The sequence below is a fragment of the Kribbella speibonae genome, assembly GCF_004331375.1.
GTDB lineage: Bacteria > Actinomycetota > Actinomycetes > Propionibacteriales > Kribbellaceae > Kribbella > Kribbella sindirgiensis.
Map to the genome: position 1 here is coordinate 497,970 of NZ_SJKC01000005.1, position 21,278 is coordinate 519,247.

Annotated in this window: 25 protein-coding genes; 12 read left to right on the plus strand and 13 right to left on the minus strand. The window is 69.1% G+C overall.

Annotation, left to right across the window (positions count from 1 at the left end; all coding sequences use genetic code 11):
• Positions 1-16 precede the first annotated feature (16 nt).
• Positions 17-1,207 carry an RNA polymerase sigma factor gene (locus tag E0H92_RS33625; protein WP_131499077.1) on the minus strand — a complete coding sequence of 397 codons (1,191 nt, stop codon included), beginning with the start codon at positions 1,205-1,207 and terminating at the stop codon, positions 17-19.
• Positions 1,204-1,554 carry a YciI family protein gene (locus E0H92_RS33630; protein WP_420323478.1) on the minus strand — a complete coding sequence of 117 codons (351 nt, stop codon included), beginning with the start codon at positions 1,552-1,554 and terminating at the stop codon, positions 1,204-1,206. The genes E0H92_RS33625 and E0H92_RS33630 overlap by 4 nt, the downstream gene beginning before the upstream one ends.
• An 85-nt stretch (positions 1,555-1,639) precedes the next feature.
• Between E0H92_RS33630 and E0H92_RS33635 the strand changes: the two genes are divergently transcribed.
• Positions 1,640-2,269, plus strand: a complete 630-nt coding sequence (locus tag E0H92_RS33635) for a class I SAM-dependent methyltransferase (protein WP_131499078.1) — start codon at positions 1,640-1,642, stop codon at positions 2,267-2,269.
• On the opposite strand, the gene E0H92_RS33640 is transcribed toward E0H92_RS33635, so the two are convergent.
• Complete coding sequence (locus tag E0H92_RS33640) at positions 2,259-2,720, minus strand: YybH family protein (RefSeq protein ID WP_131499079.1); 462 nt, start codon at positions 2,718-2,720, stop codon at positions 2,259-2,261. The genes E0H92_RS33635 and E0H92_RS33640 overlap by 11 nt on opposite strands.
• A gap of 93 nt (positions 2,721-2,813) precedes the next feature.
• On the opposite strand from E0H92_RS33640, the gene sigJ reads away from it, so the two are divergent.
• A complete protein-coding gene (sigJ, locus tag E0H92_RS33645) occupies positions 2,814-3,710 on the plus strand; it encodes an RNA polymerase sigma factor SigJ (protein WP_131499080.1) in 897 nt (298 codons plus the stop codon).
• Here the strand turns inward: sigJ and E0H92_RS33650 are convergent.
• Both E0H92_RS33650 and E0H92_RS33655 read right to left on the minus strand, forming a co-directional pair.
• A complete protein-coding gene (locus E0H92_RS33650; RefSeq protein WP_238173724.1) occupies positions 3,673-4,845 on the minus strand; it encodes an FAD-dependent oxidoreductase in 1,173 nt (390 codons plus the stop codon). The genes sigJ and E0H92_RS33650 overlap by 38 nt on opposite strands.
• Positions 4,846-4,910: 65 nt before the next feature.
• On the minus strand, positions 4,911-5,777 hold the full coding sequence (locus E0H92_RS33655; protein WP_238173713.1) for an AurF N-oxygenase family protein: 867 nt from the start codon (positions 5,775-5,777) through the stop codon (positions 4,911-4,913).
• 95 nt (positions 5,778-5,872) lie between these two features.
• Between E0H92_RS33655 and E0H92_RS33660 the strand changes: the two genes are divergently transcribed.
• Complete coding sequence (locus tag E0H92_RS33660) at positions 5,873-7,003, plus strand: MFS transporter (protein ID WP_238173725.1); 1,131 nt, start codon at positions 5,873-5,875, stop codon at positions 7,001-7,003.
• Here E0H92_RS33660 and E0H92_RS33665 read toward each other — a convergent pair.
• Complete coding sequence (locus E0H92_RS33665) at positions 6,978-7,598, minus strand: class I SAM-dependent methyltransferase (RefSeq protein ID WP_131461745.1); 621 nt, start codon at positions 7,596-7,598, stop codon at positions 6,978-6,980. The two genes, E0H92_RS33660 and E0H92_RS33665, sit on opposite strands and share 26 nt — an antisense overlap.
• 1 nt (position 7,599) lies before the next feature.
• Positions 7,600-8,202, minus strand: coding sequence for a TetR family transcriptional regulator (locus E0H92_RS33670; RefSeq protein WP_131499083.1), 603 nt, complete (start codon positions 8,200-8,202; stop codon positions 7,600-7,602).
• Positions 8,203-8,288: 86 nt separating this feature from the next.
• On the opposite strand from E0H92_RS33670, the gene E0H92_RS33675 reads away from it, so the two are divergent.
• The 5 genes from E0H92_RS33675 to E0H92_RS33695 all read left to right on the plus strand — a co-directional run bounded on the left by E0H92_RS33675 (position 8,289) and on the right by E0H92_RS33695 (position 12,551).
• Entirely contained in the window at positions 8,289-9,752 is a 1,464-nt protein-coding gene (locus E0H92_RS33675) for an FAD-dependent monooxygenase (protein WP_131499084.1), read from the plus strand.
• 99 nt (positions 9,753-9,851) lie between these two features.
• Positions 9,852-10,760 (plus strand): DUF929 family protein, encoded by a 909-nt coding sequence (locus E0H92_RS33680; protein ID WP_131499085.1) that lies wholly within the window; start codon positions 9,852-9,854, stop codon positions 10,758-10,760.
• Between the two features lie 2 nt (positions 10,761-10,762).
• The gene (locus E0H92_RS33685) at positions 10,763-11,245 is read left to right on the plus strand and encodes a vitamin K epoxide reductase family protein (RefSeq protein ID WP_238173714.1); all 483 of its coding nucleotides are present in this window, start codon (positions 10,763-10,765) and stop codon (positions 11,243-11,245) included.
• 29 nt (positions 11,246-11,274) lie between these two features.
• Positions 11,275-11,937 (plus strand): DUF6766 family protein, encoded by a 663-nt coding sequence (locus E0H92_RS33690; protein WP_131499086.1) that lies wholly within the window; start codon positions 11,275-11,277, stop codon positions 11,935-11,937.
• Positions 11,937-12,551 carry a UdgX family uracil-DNA binding protein gene (locus tag E0H92_RS33695; protein ID WP_131499087.1) on the plus strand — a complete coding sequence of 205 codons (615 nt, stop codon included), beginning with the start codon at positions 11,937-11,939 and terminating at the stop codon, positions 12,549-12,551. Before E0H92_RS33690 ends, E0H92_RS33695 begins: the two co-directional genes overlap by 1 nt.
• On the opposite strand, the gene E0H92_RS33700 is transcribed toward E0H92_RS33695, so the two are convergent.
• The 3 genes from E0H92_RS33700 to E0H92_RS33710 are packed head-to-tail and all read right to left on the minus strand — an operon-like array spanning position 12,539 to position 15,725.
• Complete coding sequence (locus E0H92_RS33700; protein WP_131499088.1) at positions 12,539-13,009, minus strand: hypothetical protein; 471 nt, start codon at positions 13,007-13,009, stop codon at positions 12,539-12,541. The two genes, E0H92_RS33695 and E0H92_RS33700, sit on opposite strands and share 13 nt — an antisense overlap.
• A 21-nt stretch (positions 13,010-13,030) precedes the next feature.
• On the minus strand, positions 13,031-15,400 hold the full coding sequence (locus E0H92_RS33705; RefSeq protein ID WP_131499089.1) for a phosphoketolase family protein: 2,370 nt from the start codon (positions 15,398-15,400) through the stop codon (positions 13,031-13,033).
• A 1-nt stretch (position 15,401) separates the two neighbouring features.
• The gene (locus E0H92_RS33710) at positions 15,402-15,725 is read right to left on the minus strand and encodes a plasmid stabilization protein (protein ID WP_131461751.1); all 324 of its coding nucleotides are present in this window, start codon (positions 15,723-15,725) and stop codon (positions 15,402-15,404) included.
• Between the two features lie 93 nt (positions 15,726-15,818).
• On the opposite strand from E0H92_RS33710, the gene E0H92_RS33715 reads away from it, so the two are divergent.
• Both E0H92_RS33715 and E0H92_RS33720 read left to right on the plus strand, forming a co-directional pair.
• Positions 15,819-17,117 carry a cytochrome P450 gene (locus E0H92_RS33715; RefSeq protein WP_131461752.1) on the plus strand — a complete coding sequence of 433 codons (1,299 nt, stop codon included), beginning with the start codon at positions 15,819-15,821 and terminating at the stop codon, positions 17,115-17,117.
• Between the two features lie 117 nt (positions 17,118-17,234).
• Entirely contained in the window at positions 17,235-17,438 is a 204-nt protein-coding gene (locus E0H92_RS33720; RefSeq protein WP_131462227.1) for a hypothetical protein, read from the plus strand.
• A 115-nt stretch (positions 17,439-17,553) separates the two neighbouring features.
• On the opposite strand, the gene E0H92_RS33725 is transcribed toward E0H92_RS33720, so the two are convergent.
• Together E0H92_RS33725 and E0H92_RS33730 are read right to left on the minus strand one after the other, a co-directional pair.
• On the minus strand, positions 17,554-18,903 hold the full coding sequence (locus E0H92_RS33725) for a serine/threonine-protein kinase (RefSeq protein ID WP_131499090.1): 1,350 nt from the start codon (positions 18,901-18,903) through the stop codon (positions 17,554-17,556).
• 82 nt (positions 18,904-18,985) lie between these two features.
• Complete coding sequence (locus E0H92_RS33730) at positions 18,986-19,465, minus strand: CinA family protein (protein WP_238173715.1); 480 nt, start codon at positions 19,463-19,465, stop codon at positions 18,986-18,988.
• A gap of 90 nt (positions 19,466-19,555) precedes the next feature.
• On the opposite strand from E0H92_RS33730, the gene E0H92_RS33735 reads away from it, so the two are divergent.
• Positions 19,556-20,113 (plus strand): hemerythrin domain-containing protein, encoded by a 558-nt coding sequence (locus E0H92_RS33735; RefSeq protein WP_131499092.1) that lies wholly within the window; start codon positions 19,556-19,558, stop codon positions 20,111-20,113.
• Positions 20,114-20,166: 53 nt separating this feature from the next.
• On the opposite strand, the gene E0H92_RS33740 is transcribed toward E0H92_RS33735, so the two are convergent.
• Positions 20,167-20,580, minus strand: a complete 414-nt coding sequence (locus tag E0H92_RS33740; protein ID WP_202873956.1) for an MDR/zinc-dependent alcohol dehydrogenase-like family protein — start codon at positions 20,578-20,580, stop codon at positions 20,167-20,169.
• A 162-nt stretch (positions 20,581-20,742) separates the two neighbouring features.
• On the opposite strand from E0H92_RS33740, the gene E0H92_RS33745 reads away from it, so the two are divergent.
• Positions 20,743-21,201 carry an SRPBCC family protein gene (locus tag E0H92_RS33745; RefSeq protein WP_131499093.1) on the plus strand — a complete coding sequence of 153 codons (459 nt, stop codon included), beginning with the start codon at positions 20,743-20,745 and terminating at the stop codon, positions 21,199-21,201.
• The last annotated feature ends 77 nt before the right edge of the window (positions 21,202-21,278 follow it).

Sequence of the window (21,278 nt, forward strand, 5' to 3'; positions counted from 1 at the left end):
CAGCAAGGATGGTGGCTCAGCGGGCCAGGCGCTCGTTGAGCAGCCCGAGCTGTGCCGGATTGGCGGTCAACTCCGCGGCGCGCTCGTCGGCCTCATGAGCCTCGGCAGCGCGTCCGAGGTCGCGAAGGAGTTGTGCGCGGGTCGCGTGGAACAGCGAGTACTGCTGGAGGCCCGCGGCCATTGCGTCGAGTTCCGCGAGGGCGGCGGCAGGTCCGCGGACGTACGACAGCGCGATGGATCGGTGCAGGCCGGCGACGGGTGTCGGTTGCAGGGTGAGCAGCATGTCGTACAGGACGAGGATCTGCGGCCAGTCCGTGTCGGGCCAGGTGGGTGCCTCGCTGTGACAGGCGGCGATCGCGGCCTGGAGCTGGTACGGGCCGGGTGCGTGGTACCGGCGGGCGGTGCGCGTGAGGAGAGCTGTTGCGTCGGCGATCGCCGCGTGGTCCCACGCCGTACGGTCCTGGTCTTCGAGGAGGACGAGGTCGCCGGCCGACGTGAAGCGGGCCGCCGTACGGGCTCGATGCAGCCTGATCAGGGCGAGCAGGCCCGCGACCTCGGGTTCGCTGGGCAGGAGCCCGTGGAGGAGCGCGGTCAGCCATTCGGCGTCGTCGACGAGATCACGTGAGTGCGCGCGTTCCGCCGTACTGGACAGGTAGCCCTCGTTGAAGAGCAGGTAGATGACGGTCAGTACTTCGCTCAGGCGCTCGGGGAGCTCGTCGTCACGCGGAATCCGGTACGGGATGCCGGCGTCGGTGATCTTGCGCTTCGCCCGCGTGATCCGCTGCGCGACGGCAGACTCCGACGCGAGGAACGCGGCCGCGATCTGGGCAGTCGTCAGAGCGCACACGACCCGCAGCGTCAGCGCCACCTGCGCCTCGCGCGCCAACGCCGGGTGGCAGCAGGTGAAGATCAAGCGCAACCGGTCGTCCGGCGGCGGCTGCTCCGACGGCTGCAGGAGCGCGAGTTTCGCACGGTAGTTCTGCTGCCGGCGCAGTACGTCGAGACCGCGGCGCTTCGCGACCGTGAACAGCCACGCGTCCGGCCGCTCGGGAATCCCTTCGACCGGCCAGCGCTTCAACGCGATCTCGACCGCGTCCTGCACCAGGTCCTCGGCCGCGGAGAAGTCCCCGAGCAGCGACACCAGCGCACCCGCCAACCGCCCCGCGTGGTCACGCACCACGCGGGACAGCTCCTGCTCGGTAGTCACATCTCCGCTACCGGGCGAATCTCGATCACCGGGCAGGCCGGCCACGTCTTCACCATCCGCAGCGCCTCGTCGAGATCCTCGACCTCGATCTCGGTGAACCCGGACACGACCTCCTTGCCCTCGATGAACGGCCCGTCGGTGGTCAGCTGCCCGCTGTCCAGCCGGACCGTCGTCGCGGTCTCCCGGCCCTGCAGCTTGCTCCCCCGGTTGGTGATCTTGTCCGCGTGGTCGTCGAACCACTGGTACACCCGCCGGTACGCCTCCTCCTTCTCGGCCGGCCCCAGCGCCGCGAACTCGGTCGCGAACTCCTCGGTCTCGATGAACATCAGTACGTACTTCACCCACATACCTCCTTGACGACAGTCTCGCTCAGGAGACGATCAACCCGGGCCGCGATCCGACAGTCTGCGCCGGTTCTGGGATGGTGGGTTCATGAGACGTCCGTTGTTCGCCCGGATGTACACGCGGGTGCGGCCCGCCATGGACGAGCAGGGAGCGGCCGGGCACCGGCGGCGGCTGCTCGCCGGTGCGCACGGCCGAGTGGTCGAGGTCGGAGCGGGAGATGGCGGCAACTTCGCTCACTACCCCACCGAGGTGGTCAGCGTCCTCGCCGTCGAACCCGAGCCCTACCTCCGCACTCAGGCCCAGCGCCAGGCAGCAGCCGCCCCGGTCCTCGTCGAGGTCGTCGAAGGTACGGCGGACCGCCTGCCGGCACCTGATGCGTCCGTCGACGCGGTCGTGGTCTCGCTCGTACTGTGCTCGGTTCCCGACCAGGCGAAGGCCCTGGCCGAGATACGACGAGTCCTGCGGCCCGGCGGCGAGCTCAGGTTCTACGAGCACGTCGCGGCCGCCCCCGACCGCACCCTCGCGACGGTCCAGCGCATCTCCGACGCGACCCTGTGGCCGCTGTTCGCCGGTGGTTGCCACACTCACCGTGACACCGCCGGCGCGATCACCGCGGCCGGCTTCGAGATCGAGGAACTCGACCAGTTCGAGTTCCCGCCCGGTCAGAAGACCCCCGCCAGCCCGCACATCCTCGGCCGCGCGCGACTCAGGGCATGAGGTCCATGGCCGCAGTGCGGTCCTGGAAGTTCGTCGGGACCGAGACCTGGTCGTGCACGATCAGCCACTGCCCGTCGACCTTCTGCCAGGCGGCGGTCCAGCGCAGCCAGTAGTCGATCTTGCCGATGCCCATGGCCGCGCTCATCGCCGCGTTCAGGCCGGCGTTCATGTGGTTCAGGGCGTAGACGACCGCGAGGTCGCCGTCGACCAGCACGGTCAGATCGCGGGTCTCGTAGTCGAGAGGCAGTTCGAAGACTTCGAAGACGCGCTCCCAGTTCGCCCACTTCTTCTCCGCGCCGAGGTGCCGCAGCGGGGGCTCTATGTCGAAGGAGACCACGCCGGAGGCGAAGATGGTCTTGACCGCGTCCAGGTCGCCGGTGCGGATCGCGGTGAGCAGGACGTCGATGCGTTCGCGGATGTCGACTTCGGATACAGCGTTCTGTGTAGTCATGATCGATACGACGAGACACCGGCCCGGACTGTCAGACCTCACAGTTCGGCGGGCTGTTCCGTCGTACCAGGTATGAACGAGGAGAGGAACGGCATGAGCGACCCGGGTCTGAGCGCGATCATGAGCGAGCGGCGGCAGCTGATCAATCTCGCGTACCGGCTGCTGGGGTCGCTGGCCGACGCCGAGGACGTCGTCCAGGACACGTACGCGCGCTGGTACGCGATGACTCCGGACGAGCAGCAGGCGATCGAGAACCCGGCGGCCTGGCTCACCAAGGTCGCGAGCCGGATCTGCCTCGACCTGCTGCGGTCCGCCCGCGCCCGGCGGGAGCGGTACGTCGGGGAGTGGATCCCGGAGCCGCTGCCCGAGACCACCCAGTGGCACACCGGATCGACCGACCCCGCCGACCCGGCCGATCGGGTGACGCTGGACGAGTCGGTGAACATGGCGTTCCTCGTCGTCCTGGACGCGATGACGCCGGCCGAACGGGTGGCGTTCATCCTCCATGACGTGTTCCGGTACCCGTTCCCGGAGGTCGCCGAGATCGTCGGCCGGACACCGGCGGCCTGCCGGCAGCTGGCCTCGTCGGCGCGGCGCCGGATCCGCGACGCCGAGCACCCGGCGGCGCCGTCGGCGCGGCGGGCCGAGCTGGTCCGCGAGTTCAAGGCGGCCTGGGAGGCGACCGACATCGCGGCACTCGTCAATCTGCTCGATCCTGAGGTCACGGCGGTCGCCGACGGCGGCGGCATCGTGTCGGCCGCGCTCGTGCCGGTGCACGGCGGCACCGACGTCGCGCAGTACTTCGCCGGACTCCCGGTGTTCAACCTCGGCCGCACCCTCATCGAGCGCATGGTCAACGGTCAGCCCGGGCTCGTGATCGAGTTCGAAGGCAACGTCGAGACCGTCATCGCGTTCGACGTCGACGGCGACCACATCACGAACATCTGGGCGATCAGGAACCCGGAGAAGCTGCAGCCCTGGAAGAGCTGACCAGCGTCATCACGGTCTCCTGGGCGCAGGCCTTGTTCACGCCGATCCCGCCGCGAGCGCCGCGTTTGATCCAGCCCGCCACGTAGTGACCGGGCCGGCCGACGACGGCGCCGCGGACGTTCGGGACGATCCCGCGGTCCGCGTCGAACGGCAGGCCGTCGACCGGCCGTCCTTCGAAGCCGATCGCGGTGAACAGGTTGCCCGCCGCGATCGTCTCGCCGGACTCGAGCGTCAGCCCGTCGGACGTCCAACTCACCGGACGCGCGTGGTACCGGAGTTCGACCCGGTCGCCGGCCGCGGCGAGCAGCTCCTGCAGCGCGGTCTCTGTGTACGCCGCCGCGTCCGGACCGCGCCGCCCGAGCAGCACGACCTCCTTGATCCCGCTCGCCCCAAGCGCCGCCCTGACGGCCGGCGGCACATCCAACTGCTCCTCGTCCCTCAGCAACAGCCGCGCGACGTCGAGCGCGACGTTCCCGTTCCCGATCACCACCGCCCGCGGCCCGACCAGCTGAACCGGCAGCGCCGCCCCCGGCCGACCGTTGTACCAGGCAACAAAATCCTCCGCGGTGCAGGCCCCTTCCTCCCCCGCGATCCCAACCCGCCGACTCCGCCGCGCCCCCACCGCATGAATCACCGCGTCATACCCGTCGAACCCGCTCGACCCGCCATCGGTTCCGGGGCGCCACCGCACTCGGGGATGCTGGGTGATTCGCTGGAAGGTGTCGATGATCTGCTTGGTGCGCGGGTGATCCGGCGCGACGCCGTACCGCACCAATCCGCCGACGTCCGCGAGCCGATCGACCAGCGTCACCTCAGCCGTTGTCCGCAGCAACAACTCGCGCGTCGCGTACATCCCGGCCGGACCCGCGCCGACGACCAGCACCCGGCGCGGACCGCCACCCCAGACCTGGTACGACGGCGGCTCCCAGCTGTCCAGGTCCATCGCCTCGAGTGGCTCCGCGTCAGCGAAGTACGCCGCGTTGCGCTCGACATCCTCAGGCGCCGCCTGATCGGCCGGCTGTGCCGCGTCGACCGGACAGATGTCGGCGCAGGCCCCGCAGTCGATGCACGTCCGCGGATCGATGAACAGACTCACCCCGGCACCGAACCCGGGTTCGCCGGGCGACGGGTGGATGCTGTTCATCGGGCAGACCGCGACGCAGCTCGCGTCCGAGCAGCACTCCCCCGAGATCACGTAGCTCACAGCAGGCCGGTCCGCCGATACACCCGGGCGGCCGCGGGCGTCAGCAGCCCGACCGACCCGAGGAAGTCCATCAGGTTCGCGCAACTCGTCCGCAGCAACGACCGGTGGTGCTCGTTGCGCCGCGCCTCCCGGACGGCGCGCTCGGCGTCCAGCCCGACGTTGGCGTACACCTCGCGGCCCACCATGCTCGACACGATCATGTCGGCGGCGATTGCGATCACCAGCGCGCTCACCCAGCGCCGTCCGCGCCCCGCGCCGGCCAGCCGCTCGCGGGTCTCCTCGCGCGCGAACACCATGTGCCGCGATTCCTCCACCACGTGGATGTGGTTCACGGTCCGCACCAGCGGCTCCACCCGGCGATCCCGCATCCAGTCGCGTTGCATGACGTCCAGCACCTCCTCCGCGACCAGAATCGCGGCGTACGCCGACTCACCGGTGGCGACCGTCTTGAACATCCGGCCGAGCTCACGCGCGAGCAGCCGCGGGCGGTACGCCGGCTCGACCAGCCGCTCGGTCGCGCGGGCGAACATGATCGAGTGCCGGCACTCGTCGGCGATCTCGGTCAGCGCCCACTGGAACTCGGCGCTGCGCGCCGGCTTGTCGTAGACATCCCGAAGTACCAATTGCTGCAGGATCAGCTCGAACCAGATCCCGGTCGTCGCCACCGACGCGGACTCGTGCCGGGTCAGCTCCCGCTGCTGCGCCTCGGTCAGCTCATCCCAGTACGGCGTCCCGTAGAGCGTGCTCCACTCCGGCGACATCCCGTACCCGTCGCCGACCGGTGCGTCCCAGTCGATCTCGGTCTCCGGATCCCGGGACAGCCGGCTCGCCGACCCCAGCAGCCGCTCAGCGGTCTCGTCCATCGGGCTCACCTCCGAGTCGATATGACATCGTCCATGTAACATAACCGATGGTTCAAATCCTGTCGAGCACGCTGTGCACTAGATTCCTTCCCGTGATGAGGATGTGGCCGCTCTACGCTGCCGGGTTCACGACGGCGTTCGGTGCGCACGCGGTGGCCGCGAATCTCGGCGGGTCCTCGGACGACGCCGTCACCTCACTGCTCACGCTCGGCCTGCTGCTCGCCCTGTACGACGGAGCGGAGGTGCTGCTGAAACCGGTCTTCGGCACGATCGCGGACCGGATCGGCGCGCGCCCGATGCTGTTGTTCGGTCTCGCCGGGTTCGCGGTTGCCTCCGGCATCTATGTGCTCGTGGACCGGCCGGGGTGGTTGTGGGTCGCCCGCCTGGGCCAGGGCGCGGCGGCTTCGGCCTTCTCCCCCGCCGCCTCGGCGCTGGTCGCCAGGTTGAACCCGACGGCGAACCACGGACGCGCCTTCGGTAGCTACGGGTTCTACAAGAGCATCGGGTACACGGCCGGTCCGTTGCTCGGCGGCGGGCTGGTGTGGCTCGGCGGGTTCCGCCTGCTGTTCGGTGTGATGACCGTGCTCGCCGCAGGGGTTGCCGTCTGGGCACTCATCGCCGTACCCGCGGTGCCGCCGCTGCCGCGGACCCGGCAGACCGTGCTGGATCTCGCGCGACGGATCACCGACCCACAGTTCCTTCGCCCGACCGCGGCACTGGCGGCCGCGACGGCGGCGTTGTCGGTCGGCGTCGGGTTCTTGCCGGTCACCGGCGCGTCGGACGGGCTCGGCACAATCGCCACGGGCGCCGCGGTATCACTGCTGGCGGCGACGGCGGCCGTCGTACAGCCGCGGACCGGCCGGGCCCTCGACGCGGGCAAGCTGACTACGCGAACCGGCATCGCGCTGGGCCTGGGGCTAGCAGCGCTAGGTTTCGTCTCCGCCGCACTGCCCGGCGTCGCGTTCCTGCTAGTGGCATCCGCGTTGATCGGTGCGGGCACGGGCATCATCACGCCGCTCGGATTCGCGGCCTTGGCGGCGAGCACACCACCCGAGCGACTCGGTCAGACCATGGGTACCGCCGAACTGGGACGCGAACTCGGTGACGCCGGCGGCCCGTTGTTCGTCGCCGCGATCGCGACAGTCGCCGTACTGGACGCCGGCTACCTCGCGCTCGCCGTACTCCTGGCTCTGGCGCTGCTCATACTCCGCCCGGCACGAAGCTGAAGAGGCTCCGGCCAGTCACCAGCGGCTCCGGTACGCCGGTGAAGCGGTGCACGCCGACGCCGAACCCGGCGTCCTTGTCCGACACCCAGACCAGCTCGAAGCCGTGCTCCTCGAACCATCCGCAGATCGTCGGCACGAGATCGGGATCCTCCCGATGCCGCGTCCAGATCACCGTCGCGCCGGTCCGGCACAACTGCGGGCTGGCCGCGACCGTGCGCTCGATATCCGCGTCCGTGATGTTGCCGAAGATCCCGCACAGCAGCACCACCTCAGCCGGCACCATCCCGTCGTAGTGATCCGTCAGCGACGCGTCACCCGTGACGACCTCGACCTGCTCCGGCGCCCGCTCCCGCGCGTACGCCGCCAACTCGGGATCCAGCTCCACCAGTCGCGCCCGCACATCAGCGCGCCGCGGATGATCCTCGAGTACGTCGAGCAGATCCCGCCCCTGCCCCGCGCACAGACTAATCACGGGCACTGGGCCCACCGGCGCTCTCTCCAGCGCGGCACGCACTTGCGTCTGCACCGCCACCAACCGCCGCGACAGCTCCGAACCAGGATCGTCGTACTTCTCGTGCCACGCCCGCCAGTCCATGTCAGGAGACATTAGGGATGCTGCGGTCCATCAGATCGAAGGCGTGGTTGACCAACGCCAACGCGCGCTCCCGCACCTCGTCGTCCGCGACGCCGTCCTGCGTCCACTGCTCGACCTTCCGGAGGACGAGCGGATGGACACTGAACACCTGATGCGCCAGCACCTGACCGCTCAGCTCACCTACCTCGGACGCCAGAGCGGCGGCGACCGCATCCTCGTGCACGGCCCACATCTGCTGACCGCGCGCCTGCAACAACGCGCTTCCGGCCAGGACCCGGCGGAAGTGCGCGGTCGGTCCGCTCGGATGGTCCTCGAACCGGCTCAGCGACCGACGGCGCAGCCCGGCCAGCAGGCTCTCACCGGGCTGCCGGTCGGCAACGGCCCGCAGCCAGCTCTCCTCGATCTCCCCCGACCGGTCGAAGAACAGATCCTCCTTGGCCGGGAAGTAGTTGAAGACGGTTTTCACCGACACGTCCGCGGCGGCCGCGACGTCGGCGACCGTCGTCCGGTCGAACCCGCGGTCGGCGAACAACCGCAGCGCCACGTCCGCGATCCGGGTCCGGGTCTCGCGCTTCTTCCGCTCCCGCAGACCGGATTCGGCCATTTCCGCACCTCCTTGAAGGAATAGCTTACATCGAGCTATATATTTATAGTCGACTGTAATTTTCCTTCAGACTGTAGGAGAACATCATGACCCGGACGTCGGTGCTGATCGTGGGAGGCGGGCTCGTCGGCCTGTCGGCGGCGCTGTTTCTGCAGTACCACGGCGTGGACTTCGTGCTGGTGGAACGCCGTACGGGCGCGTCCGTGCTGCCGCGGTCGCGTGGCGTGCACACCCGGACCGTCGAGCTGTACCGGCAGATCGGCATCGAGGACCGCGTCCAGGAGGCGGCGGCCACCGCGCTGAAGGCCGGTGCTTTCGGCGGCGCGCGCCACGGCCGGAACCTGATCGAGGCCGAGGGCCTGGACCTCAGCGCCCTGCACCGGAAGGGGATCGGCGGCGACCCGAGTCCGTCGACGTTCTGCTTCTGTCCCCAGGTGCTGCTCGAACCAGTGCTCGCGGACCTCGCGCGCGAGCGCGGCGGTGACCTGCGCTTCGGCACCGAACTCACGGCGTTCGCGGCCGGCCCCGACAGCGTGACGGCGACGATCGGCGGCGAGCAGATCGAGGCGGACTACCTGGTCGCCGCCGACGGCGCGGGCAGCCCGGTGCGGACCGAGCTTGGCTTCGGCGGCTGGACGCTGCCGCCGACCCACCGGTACCTGAACGTCTTCGTGCGCGCCGACCTGACCTCGATCGTCGAGGGCCGCACGTTCAGCCAGTGCGACGTCGCCAACGACACGGTCCGCGGGATCGTCCTCGCGAAGAACAACACCGACGAGTGGTCCTTCCACCTCGAGTACGACGACACTCCCCCCGGCAACCCGCTCGAGCAGATCCACGCGGCGATCGGCCGCGACGACATCGCGGTCGACGTGCTGGCGTCGAGCACCTGGGACACCCGGGTCCACGTCGCCGACGAGTACCGCCGCGGCCGGGTGTTCCTCGCCGGCGACGCGGCGCATCAGCACGCGCCGTGGGGCGGGTACGGCGCCAACACCGGGATCGCCGACGTACACAATCTGGCCTGGAAGCTGGCGATGGTGCTGAACGGGCGGGCCGCGCCGGAGCTGTTGGACACGTACGAGCCGGAGCGGCGGCCGCGGGCCGTCCTCGCCGCGCAGCAGGCACGGCTGCGGACCGACTTCTTCGCGCGCTACGGCATCGAGAACGAGACCAACGCCGCGGAGGTGGCCGAGCAGATCGACACCGGCGCGATCATGACGCGCTACAACTACACCGACGACGGGTACGTCGACGTACTCAGCGGCCAGGTAGGTACGCGGCTGCCGCACGGAGAGCTGTCGTCCGGGCAGTCGAGCCTCGACCTGTGCGGACCCGGGTTCGTCCTGCTGGCCGGACCGGACGCGCCGGACTTCGGCACTGCGGTCCCGGTGCACCGGATCGGCAAAGGCACCGAGCTCGACGGCGACTGGGCGGAGCTGACCGGCCTGGCCGCAGACGGCGCAGTGCTCGTCCGGCCCGACCAGCACGTCGCCGCCCGCTCGGACAGCGGCCTGACGCCCGCCAACCTGACCACCTTCCTGCCCTGACGCACGCGATCTGTAATCTCGCGGTGACGGACAGGCAGGAACTTCCGGGGCCGATGGATAGTTGTCCTTGGGGAGCCTGCGCACGATCAGAGGAGAGTCATGGCACGGCGTGTCGAACAGAAGGCTGCGGCCCGCGAGCGGATCGCGGCGCAGCTGGCCGCGCAGCAACAGGCGGAGCGCCGGCGGCGGCTGCTGCTCGCGGTCGGTGCGGTCGTCCTGGTCGTGGTGATCGTCGGCGGCCTGGTGACGATCCGGCTGGTCGGCGGCGGGAAGAAGACCGCGACCGGTCCGAGCGGCTCGGCCGGTGCGGACCTCGTCACGGCACTCTCCTCGATCCCGGACTCGACGTTCGCCGCCGTCGGCACCAGCGAGGTCAAGGCCGCCCCGTCAGCGATCACCGCGCCGGCGCTGACCGCCGGCGGCAAGCCGAAGGTGCTCTACATCGGCGCCGAGTTCTGCCCGTACTGTGCGGCGGAGCGCTGGCCGGTCACGGTCGCGCTGTCCCGGTTCGGCACCTTCAGCAACCTCGGCACGACGCACTCGGCGTCCGAGGACGTGTTCCCTAACACGCCGACGCTGTCGTTCCACGGCGCGACGTACACCAGCCAGTACCTCGCGTTCACGGGCGTCGAGACGACCACGAACGAGATGGTCGGGAACGGTTACAAGCCGCTCGACACGCCAACGGCCGAGGACCAGAAGACGTTCGACACGTACAACAAGCCGCCGTACGTCGCCAGCGACGGCTCGATCCCGTTCATCGACCTCGGCGGCAAGTACGTCGGGTCCGGGGCGACGTACAGCCCGGACCTGCTGGCCGGTAAGACGCAGACCGAGATCGCGAACGCGCTGAAGGACCCGTCGAGCCCGATCGCGAAGGCGGTCGACGGTTCGGCGAACGTCTACACGGCGGCGATCTGCAAGCTGACGAACAACCAGCCGGAGAAGGTCTGCTCGACCGAGGCGGTGACCGCGGCGGCGGCGAAGCTCGGCGCGGCGAAGGGCTGAGCGTGCCTAGTTCCAGCAGCGCAACCGCACAACGCCCGTCCCGGACCTCGCTGGGCTGGATTCCCTGGGCCACGTTGGTGGTGTCGGTGGCCGGCCTGGCGGTCGCGGCGTACCTCACCTACGAGCACTTCACCGCCGGCACCACACTCGCCTGCCCGGACACCGGCGTGGTCAACTGCGCCAAGGTGACGAGCAGCCAGTACTCGAAGGTCCTCGGGATCCCGGTCGCACTGCTCGGCCTCGCGTTCTTCGCCGGTATGACCGCCCTGTCGGTGCCGCCGATGTGGCGTACGTCGTCCCCGTGGCCGGGCCGCCTGCGGCTGGGCGGCGTACTGACGGGAGTCGTGTTCGTCTGCTACCTGATCTGGGCCGAACTGTTCCAGATCAACGCGATCTGCCTGTGGTGCACCGTCGTCCACGGGCTGACGCTCGTACTGTTCGCGCTGGTCGTCGTCCGCCTGGCCCTGGTCCCGCCCGCGTCATGAAATAGCGTCACAACGGGTACCGGAGCCGCATGCGATGGTTGCGGCTCCGTGGGCTCCTGCTGGCGAACTTGGTGCTGTTCTTCAGCTTCCTGGTCGGCCTGGCGTTCGTCGGCCACGCCCACGAGAACTCCGAACTGTCCGAGCACGGGCAACCGCGGCAGACCTTCGGGCAGTACGTCGGCTCGTCGTCGTTCGGCGAGGCGGTGTTCGAGAACTGGGAGTCCGAGTTCCTCCAGATGTTCATGTACGTCCTGCTCACGGCGTACCTGGTGCAGAAGGGCTCGGCCGAGTCCCGGCCCATCGACGAGCCGGCCGCGCAGGACGACGATCCCCGCGACCATCGCACCGACCGGAACGCGCCCTGGCCGGTACGGCGCGGTTCCGAGGTGATCCTCACGCTGTACGAGAACTCGCTGGCGATCGCGTTCGGGCTGGTGTTCCTGCTCTCGCTGTGGTTGCACGCGGCAACCGGCGCCGCGACGTACAGCGAGGATCAGGCGCTGCACGGCGGGCCGGCGGTGACGACCTGGCAGTATTTCGGGACGTCACAGTTCTGGTACGAGTCGCTGCAGAACTGGCAGAGTGAGTTCCTGGCCGTCGCGGCGATCATCGGCGGGTCGATCTACCTCCGGCAGCGGCGCTCGGCGCAGTCCAAGCCTGTCCACGCGCCACACTCCGAAACGGGTGGCTGATGACCGCGGAAGAATGGGTTCCCCACGAGGGCGGTATGCGCAAGCTCCGGGCGCGACTCCCGGACTGTCGTGGCTGCGAGTTGTGGGAGGACGCCGAGCGGGCCGTGGCGGGTGAAGGGCCGGTACGGGCAGAGATGATGCTCGTCGGCGAGACACCGGGCGATCATGAGGACAAGGAAGGCCACGTCTTCGTCGGTCCGGCGGGTCACCTGCTCGACAAGGCGTTGGTCGAGGCGGGGATCGACCGATCGAAGGTGTACCTCACCAACGCGGTGAAGCACTTCCGGTTCGAGCGGGAGGGAAAGCGGCGGATCCACAAGACGCCGACCGCCGGTCAGGTCACGGCGTGCCACCCGTGGCTGACGCGTGAGCTGGAGATCGTGACGCCGTCGCTGGTGGTAGTGATGGGAGCGGTGGCCGCGAAGGCACTCCTCGGCTCCAAGTTCCGAGTCACCCAGGACCGTGGCAAGCGGTTGGAGCTACCCGGTGGGCAGGCGGGTGTTGCGACGGTGCATCCGTCCGCCGTGGTGCGGTCTCAGGAGTTCCGGCGCGACTTCGGGCTCTTCGTCGACGACCTCCGGGTCGCGGTCGAGATCCTCGATCAGGTCGTGTAGTCGACCACCAGGACGGATTCCACGATCTGCCCGTCGGTCCGGGTCATCTGCTGGATCGGCATCCCCGGCAGGCTGGTCGCGAACCAGAAGATCTCGTCGGTCCCGCCGTCCCGCACGGTGTAGCGCAGACAGTCCAGCGGGCCGATCGCGGTCTCGATCCGCTCCGGCTCGATCGTCGTGTCGGCGGCCGCGAACGAAGCGTGCCGTTGCAGGTCGAGCCAGGTCGCCTTCAGCACCTGCGGCTCCCCCAGCGGCGCTCCGTCGAGCGACCGCCGCGAACGTTCCAGCGTGGCGCCGGCGTCGTCGCAGTCGACGTACGTGCTGATCAGCAGGAACGGGTCCGCACCGGCCGACTCGACGCGGCGCGTGATCGACTTGCCCACCCTCGTCGCGTCCCGGATCTCAGCGGCCGTGAACGGCGTCGGAGCGTGCCCGGCCTCCAGCACATGCGATTCCACTGCCCCACTGTAGATCTCGCCTCACCTGCCTGACCATCGCCAGCTGCGGACCTCGGGCAGGTCCTCGCCGTACCGCGTGACGTGGGCATGATGACGGGTGCGTTGACCGGCGAAGTACTGCCGCGTCGACACCGCCCGGGACCGCAGCGACGGCACCCGGTCGATGACGTCCATCGCGAGGTGGTACCGGTCCAGGTTGTTGCGAACGACCATGTCGAACGGCGTGGTCGTCGTACCCTCCTCGATGTAGCCGCGGACGTGCAGGTTGGCGTGACCGTTCCGCCGGTAGGTCAGGCGATGGATCAGCCACGGGTACCCGTGGTACGCGAAGATCACCGGCTTGTCCGTCGTGAACAGAGCGTCGTACTCCGCGTCCGGCAGCCCGTGCGGATGCTCGGTCGCGTCCTGCAGCCGCATCAGGTCGACGACGTTCACGACCCGGATCCGTAGCTCCGGCAGGTGCTCGCGGAGCAGGTCGACCGCGGCGAGAGTCTCCATCGTCGGGACGTCGCCCGCGCAGGCCATCACCACATCGGGGTCGCCCTCGTCGTTGCTCGCGAAGTCCCAGACGCCGGCGCCGCGGGCACAGTGCACCGCCGCCTCGTCCCAGTCGAGCCAGTTGGGCTGCGGTTGCTTGCCTGCGACAACGACGTTGATGTAGTTCCGGGTCCGCAGACAGTGGTCCATCGTGGACAGCAGCGTGTTCGTGTCCGGTGGCAGGTAGACCCGGACGACCTCGGCCTTCTTGTTCACCACATGGTCGATGAACCCCGGGTCCTGATGCGAGAACCCGTTGTGGTCCTGCCGCCAGACGTGCGACGTGAGCAGGTAGTTCAGCGACGGGACCGGCCGTCGCCAGTCGAGGCGGTTGATCGTCTTCAGCCACTTCGCGTGCTGGTTCACCATCGAGTCGACGATGTGGACGAACGCCTCGTACGACGAGAACAGACCGTGCCGCCCGGTGAGCAGGTACCCCTCCAACCAGCCCTGGCACGTGTGCTCGCTCAGGATCTCCAGCACCCGGCCATCCGGCGCGAGATGATTGTCGGTATCCCGCCGCTCCGCGAGCCACCGCTTCGGAGTCTCCTCGTAGACCGCCGACAGCCGGTTCGACTCGGTCTCGTCCGGACCGAACAGCCGCAGGTTGTCCGGGTTCAGCCGGAACGCGTCCCGAAGGAACGCACCGAAGACCTTCGTCGGCTCCCCGTCCTCCGCGCCGGGCGCCTTCACCGGTACGGCGTACTCCTCCACCGGCGGCAACTCGAGATCACGGCTCAGCAGGCCGCCGTTCGCGTGCTGATTCGCTCCCATCGTCCGGGCCGGATCCGGAGCGAGCTCCAGCAGCTCGGCGACCGGCCGGCCCTGATCGTCGAACAACTCCTCAGGCCGGTAACTGCGCAACCAGGACTCGAGCTGGCGGAGATGATCCGGGTTCGTCCGTACGCCGGACAGCGGCACCTGGTGCGATCGCCACGTGTCCTCGACCTGCTCGCCGTCGACCGTATGCGGGCCCGTCCAACCCTTCGGCGTCCGCAGCACGATCATCGGCCAGGCGGGGCGCACCGACGGCTCGCTCGACGAGCGCGCTTCCCGCTGGATCTCGTCGATCCGGTCCAGGCACGTGTCGAGCGTCGCGGCGAGCGCCTGGTGAACCCGGCCCGGCTCGGACCCCTCCACCAAGTAGGGCTCGTATCCATAGCCGCGCAGCAACGCGGTCAGCTCCTCGTCGCCGATCCGCGCCAGCAGCGCCGGATTCGCGATCTTGTAGCCGTTGAGATGCAGGATCGGCAGTACGGCGCCATCGCGCGCCGGGTCGAGGAACTTGTTCGAGTGCCAGGACGCCGCGAGCGGACCGCTCTCCGCCTCACCGTCACCGATCACGCAGGCCACGACCAGTTCGGGATTGTCGGCGGCGGCGCCGTACGCGTGGCTGAGCGAGTACCCGAGCTCGCCGCCCTCGTTGATCGATCCAGGGACGTCCGCCGCCACGTGGCTCGGTATGCCGCCAGGGAACGAGAACTGCTTGAACAGGCGGCCCATGCCGTGCTCGTCGCGCGTGGTGTTCGGGTACGCCGCCGTCCAACTCCCCTCGAGCCACGTGTTGGCGACCAGCGCCGGCCCGCCGTGCCCCGGTCCGGTGACGAACAACAGCTCCCGGTCGCGCTGCCTGATCACGCGGTTGAGGTGCGCGTAGATCAGGTTGAGTCCAGGCGTCGTACCCCAATGGCCGAGCAGGCGCGGCTTGAGATGCTCCGGGCGCAACGGCTCCCGGAGCAGCGGATTGGCGAGCAGGTAGATCTGACCGACGGACAGGTAGTTCGCCGCCCGCCAGTACGCGTCGATCCCGCGCAACTCGTCGTCGGTCAGCGGTCTGGCGTCGAGCTTCTGCACGCTACCGCCCGACGGCCTTCGCCAGTTCGGACTTGGTCATCTTCGAGCGGCCCTTGATGTTCTTGTTCTTGGCCTCGTTGTAGAGCTGCTCCTTGGTCCGGCCCTTCGACCCGCTGTGCGAGCGAAGACCGCCGCGCCGCCCCGACGAGATGTCCTGCGTCGAGGTCCGGCTCTTCTCCTTGGCCTCACCGGACCGCGCGCGTTCCTTGTTGACGGTCCGCGCCGCGATCTCCTCGGCGGTGTCCTCGCTCCGGCCCCGCTTCTTCAGGCCGGCCTTGATGTGCTCGTACTGCCGCTCGCGCTTCGGACTCGATCCTGCAGGCATGTCGTTGCTCCTTTCACCCAGTCCGCCCAGTACCCGGCGACGCTCCGGGCATTCGCCGGGTTTGGGCCCTACCGGGGCGGAAACCGGAGGCGCATGCCGATTGAGCTTCCGATCGCGTCGCCCCTCGACACAGGACGCGCGCTGCGAGACATCTTCCTGCCGCTGGTCGCGCAGGGCGCCATCCTCCGGAGGCCCCGTCTGGGCACGCTCGCGGAGCGGGTCCACGCCGACGATCGCGCGCTGCGGCTGGTACGCCGGTTCCGCTCGACGTACGGCGACGGGCCGCTGCTGTTCCACTTCGCCGGACGGACGACAGCGCTCGTGCTCGCTGCCGACGACGTACATCGGCTGCTGGCCGGGACGCCCGAGCCGTTCGCCGCCGCGACGACCGAGAAGGCCGGTGCCCTGCGGCACTTCCAGCCGCACGCGGTACTCGTGACGGATCCGCCGTTGCGCGCTGCCCGTCGTGACGTGAACGAACGAGCCCTCGACACCCATCAGCCGGTGCACCAGCACGGGCACCGCATGCTCGAGGTCGTTCGCGAGGAACTGGACACCATGACCGGGACCCTCGGCTGGGAGGAGTTCCGCGCGCTCTGGTCCCGCGTCGTACGCCGTATCGTCCTCGGCGATTCCGCCCGGGACGACACCGGCCTCACGGACGACCTCGACCGGCTCCGGGCGGACGCGAACTGGGCCGAGTTCCATCCGCGCCGGGACGCCGTCCGCGAACACTTCCTCGGCGCGCTCGCGGCGTACGTCGCGAAGGCGGAACCCGGGTCTTTGGTCAGCACGCTCGATCATCTCGACGGCGACCTCGATCCGGCCGGTCAGGTCCCGCACTGGTTGTTCGCGTTCGACGCGGCGGGGATCGCGCTCTGGCGCCTGTTCGCCGTACTCGCCGCGCGACCGGAGGCGCTCGAGCCGATCGTCACGGAAGCCCGCCATCCCGACGCCTCTCCGCTGCTCGCCCACGCCGGCGCAGCGGTCCAGGAATCACTGCGGCTATGGCCCACGACTCTCGTCGTACTGCGAGAATCGCCCACCCCCACCGAGTGGCGCGGCCGCACCGCCCCGGGCGGGACCCAGTTCGCGATCGTCAGCTCCGTCTTCCACCGCGACGGCGAAGCCCTCGACTTCGCCAACTCGTTCGAGCCGAGCATCTGGCTCGACGGCCGCGCCGACGGCCCGTGGCCGATCATCCCGTTCAGCGCCGGCCCAGCCGAGTGCCCCGGCCGCAACGTCGTACTCCTCACCACCAGCGCCGCAGCCAGCCACGTCGCCGCCCACTACGACCTCGACGTCGACCCCTCGACACGAGGGAAGCTCGCCGGGCCGCTGCCCACCACCTTCAACCACACCACCATCCGCCTGGCCTTCTGGCGAACCTGACGGATCAGGTGCCCGCCAGCCCAAGCCGATACGCGATTGAGAGGTTTGAGTGCTGCGCTGGTTGGGAACCGGTAGTCAGCTGCGCTCAGATGAGCGCACCGGGGTGGGAGGGTGATCATGGCTGTCGGCGGCGTGGATACGTACTACGACTATGACGAGCGTCAGTGGAAGTACAGACGCCTGGGCGGGGGCCCGGTACACAAGCCGGTCGTCTGCCCCGAGCCTGCCGACAAGCAAACAGAGGCCGCACAGACGGCCGCCGTACGCCGCGGGCGGCACACGTCGGCGACGGCTGAATCGGTCGGCGGGCACAACCGCTGACATCCGAACGCTTCGCGTCGGGCAGCACACGGCCAGGCCGAGTGCAGCCAAGCTCGAAAGCCGGGTCTCGTCCTGGCGCCCGGGGTTGGGTCCGGCGCGAAGCCTGGGGCACTGTCTAGTCAGCAGCTGCCGGGGTTTCGGTGCGTTGTGGGCTTGGCGACGGACTGGCCGTGGATGGGCTGGTCGGCGTGGGAGAGCTGCTTGGCGGCGTCGGCGACGGTGAGGCTGTCTGCGTTGCAGACGCGGACGCGCTCGGCGGCGTACTGCTGGGCGCGGTGGTGCTTGTGGAGGTGCTCGGCGACGGCGTGTTCGCCGAGGATGTGCCGGTCGACGGGGTGCTCGGCGTTGGTTGCACCGACGTACGTTGCGTCGGCCGCGCCGAGGTCGACGAAGTAGTCGAACCCGCTCCGGCCGTCGCTGTTTTCGTCGCGGCCGGTCTCGGTGTCGTGGCGCGGCTGCCGGATCCCGGGCCGACGTCGGTTGTCGGCGGCAACTTCGGGTCGTCGTTCAGTACGACACCGGCCAGCACAGCCGCCCCTGTCACCAGAACGGCAATCCCTCCGACAAGAAGAGCCTTCCGCCGCATCAAGGGCGGCTGCTCGGGCGCGATCGGCTGTTCCGCGGTGACGACTGGGAGCGTGGATGCGACCGACGCGAGGTCCGGCTGGCCGCGTAAGGCGCCGCCGGCGATCTCGGCTGCTGTGGGACGCGCAGCCTCGTCCTTCGCGAGCATCCGCAGCAGAACGTTCTCGAACGACCCGCCCAGCTCCGGCCGGGTCAGACTCGGAGGCGTGGGATCGGCATCAACGTGCTGATAAAGGATCGCCGCCGGATGCTCGGCCGTGAACGGTGGCTGACCAGTGACCAGCTGATACAGCACGCACCCCAGCCCGTACACATCAGCGGCTTTGCCCGCCTGTCCTCCCCTGGCCCGCTCGGGCGCGAGGTAGTGCGTACTTCCGACGATCTGCCCGGTCGCCGTGAGCGTCGTCGTACTGTCACCCGGAAGGTGGGCGATGCCGAAGTCCGCGACCTTCACCGTTCCGTCCGCGGTCAGCAGCAGGTTGGACGGCTTGACGTCACGATGGACGACGTCCTCCCGGTGCGCCGCGGCCAGCCCGGCTGCAGCCTGTTCGACGATGTCGATCGCCTGTTCCTTCGGCATCGGCCCGGACCGGTCGAGTTCCGCTGCCACGGTGCGGCCTTCGACGAGCTCCATCACCAGGAAGAACCCGTCGCCGTGGGGACCGAAGTCGTACACCGAGACGACGTGCGGGTCACTCAGCCGAGCGGCGGCCCGCGCCTCGCGCTGGAACCGCTCCCCCGCCCGCTCATCACGATCGGACGGCAACAGCAATTTGACCGCTACCGGCCGGCCCAACTGTTCATCCGTGGCCCGGAAGACCTCGCCCATGCCGCCCCGGCCCAGAGAAGGCCCCAGCAGATACCGCTCGGCAATCAGCATTCCGTCACCCGTACCCCACCCCAAACCCAAGCCAACCGCTCCCGCTCATGCCGTACCAGCATCCCCCGAGACCATGAAACCGCTAGCTCGGGGGTACGACAGCTTCCCGAAGCATCTGCAGAGCGGCGAGAGTAGCCTGCTCGACCACCTGGGCCGGGCCGCCGTCGAAGATGTCGTGACTGGCTTGCGCTTCGGCCAGGTGGTAGACGGCCGTGTAGACCGTGCCGGCGGGGTGGTCCTCATCGGGATCCGGGCCGCCGACACCGGTCACCGCGACGGCGACGTCGGCTCCCAGCAGTTCCGCGACCCCGCGGGCCATCTGAACGGCGCAGCGACCCGTCACCACGGGACCCGGATCGACGTTCAGAAGCTTGAACTTGACGTCTGCCGCGTACGCGACCACTCCCCCGGCGAACCACGAACTCGCCTCGGGTGCGGCTCCGAGTTGTCCGGCGATGGCTCCGCTGGTGAGCGACTCCGCGACGGCAACGCGCAGCCCGGCAGCCCGTGCGCTGGTGCCGACCAGCTTCGCGATTTCGGCCGACTTTTCGCTGAGATCCACGTCAACCGGTACCCCTGCGTATGTGTTCGGGACGTACGCATGTGAACGGGTACCGGCGCGGTCATCAGGAACTACCGAAGGGACAGTGAGATGCCGGGCGATGTTGTGGATCTGATCATGCAGGACCATCGGGAGGTCGAGCGGTTGTTCGACGAGTTGAAGGACAACCCGGACAAGCGGCCGAACCTGCTGCCGGTGCTGACGACGTTGCTGACGGCCCACAGCCGCGCCGAGGAGGCCGAGGTCTACCCGGTGGCGGCGTCCGAGGCCGGGGAGAAGGAGGAGGTGTCGCACAGCCAGCAGGAGCACATCGAGGCCGATCAGCTGCTGGCCAAGCTCGCGGCGACCGATCCGGCGTCGGCCGACTTCGAGAAGGTCCTGCAGAACCTCGTCGACGCGGTGTCGCACCACGTCGAGGAAGAGGAGACCAAGGTGTTGCCGGGCATGCGCTCCAACCTGTCCGACGAGCGCCGTACCGAACTCGGCGAAGCGTTCGCCGCCAGCCGCAAGCAGCACCTGGGCGAGCAACCGGGCGACATCACCCGCGACCAGCTCGCCAAGCAAGCGGCCAACGCCGACATCTCCGGTACGTCGAATCTCCCGAAGGACAAGCTCCAGCAAAAGCTGCAGGACGAGGCCGAGGGCTGATGAGCGATCCGACGCAGATCAGGGAGTGACTATGATCTGCGTCGGCTCGAGCGTCACGGATTGAGCAGGATCTTGACCGCGCCGTCGGCCTTCTGCTGGAACATGCGGTACGCGTCGGGGCCGTCTCGCAGTGGTAGGTGATGGGTCGCGAAGGTGTCGACGCCCAACGGGTCCTCGTCGGTGAGCAGCGGCAGGATCTGGCCGCTCCAGCGGCGGACGTTGGCCTGTCCCATCCGCAACTGGATCTGCTTGTCGAACAGTGTCAGCAGCGGCAGCGGGTCGGCCATCCCGCCGTACACCCCGACGAGCGAGATCGTGCCGCCACGACGGACGACGTCGATCGCGAGCAGGTCATCGGAGCACATCCGCCCCTCCACGCCGTACGCCTGCGCCCGCTCCAACCGGTCGGGGACCAGATCGACGCCGATCACCCGATGGCCCCGGCGCATTGCGATCCGGCAGGCCATGTCAACGCCCTCACGCTGAGAACCTTCCTCCGCGGCCTTCCGCAGCTGGACGGCCGGTACCCGGCGCCTACCCCAGCAAACGGCGGTGATTGGACGTCAGGGCATCGGGCACTCGATGGATGAGCGACCTCCTCGCACTGCGGCTTCGGAAGGAGTAGTCCCATGGGTGAGCATGAGGCCTGGACCACGATTGATGTCGCGCCGAACGTCGTGTTCGAGCGGCTGTCCGACCTGGAGCATCTTCCGCGGTACCTGCCGTGGCTGAGCGAGTTGCACCGTACAGGCTCGCGGCCGGTGCAGGCTCAGGGGCCGGAGGCGCGGCGGCCGCATCAGGCCGTCCGTGAGGAGGTCGATGTGACGACGGAGGGCGACGAGCGGCACGAGGGGTGGATCGACGTTCTCGACGAGGACCGGGTGCTGCGGTGGGGCGCGGACGGGCCGCGGGAGTATCAGGGTGAGCTGGCGGTCGACTTCGTCGCCGACGGTACGTCGAAGCTCACGGTTCGCCTCCGGACCACCCATGACGTCGACGTCGACGGGGAGCTCCGGCAGGTGCTGGGCGAGCTGAAGACGACCCTGGAGCACGAGAGCGAGCACGCGTCCGGCGCGCCGGACGCGTGACGGTGGGTCCCGGGCGGTCGTCGGCGCGGACAGAGGGTAGGATGGGTTCTCGATCGCGCACACAGGAGCGGTGAATT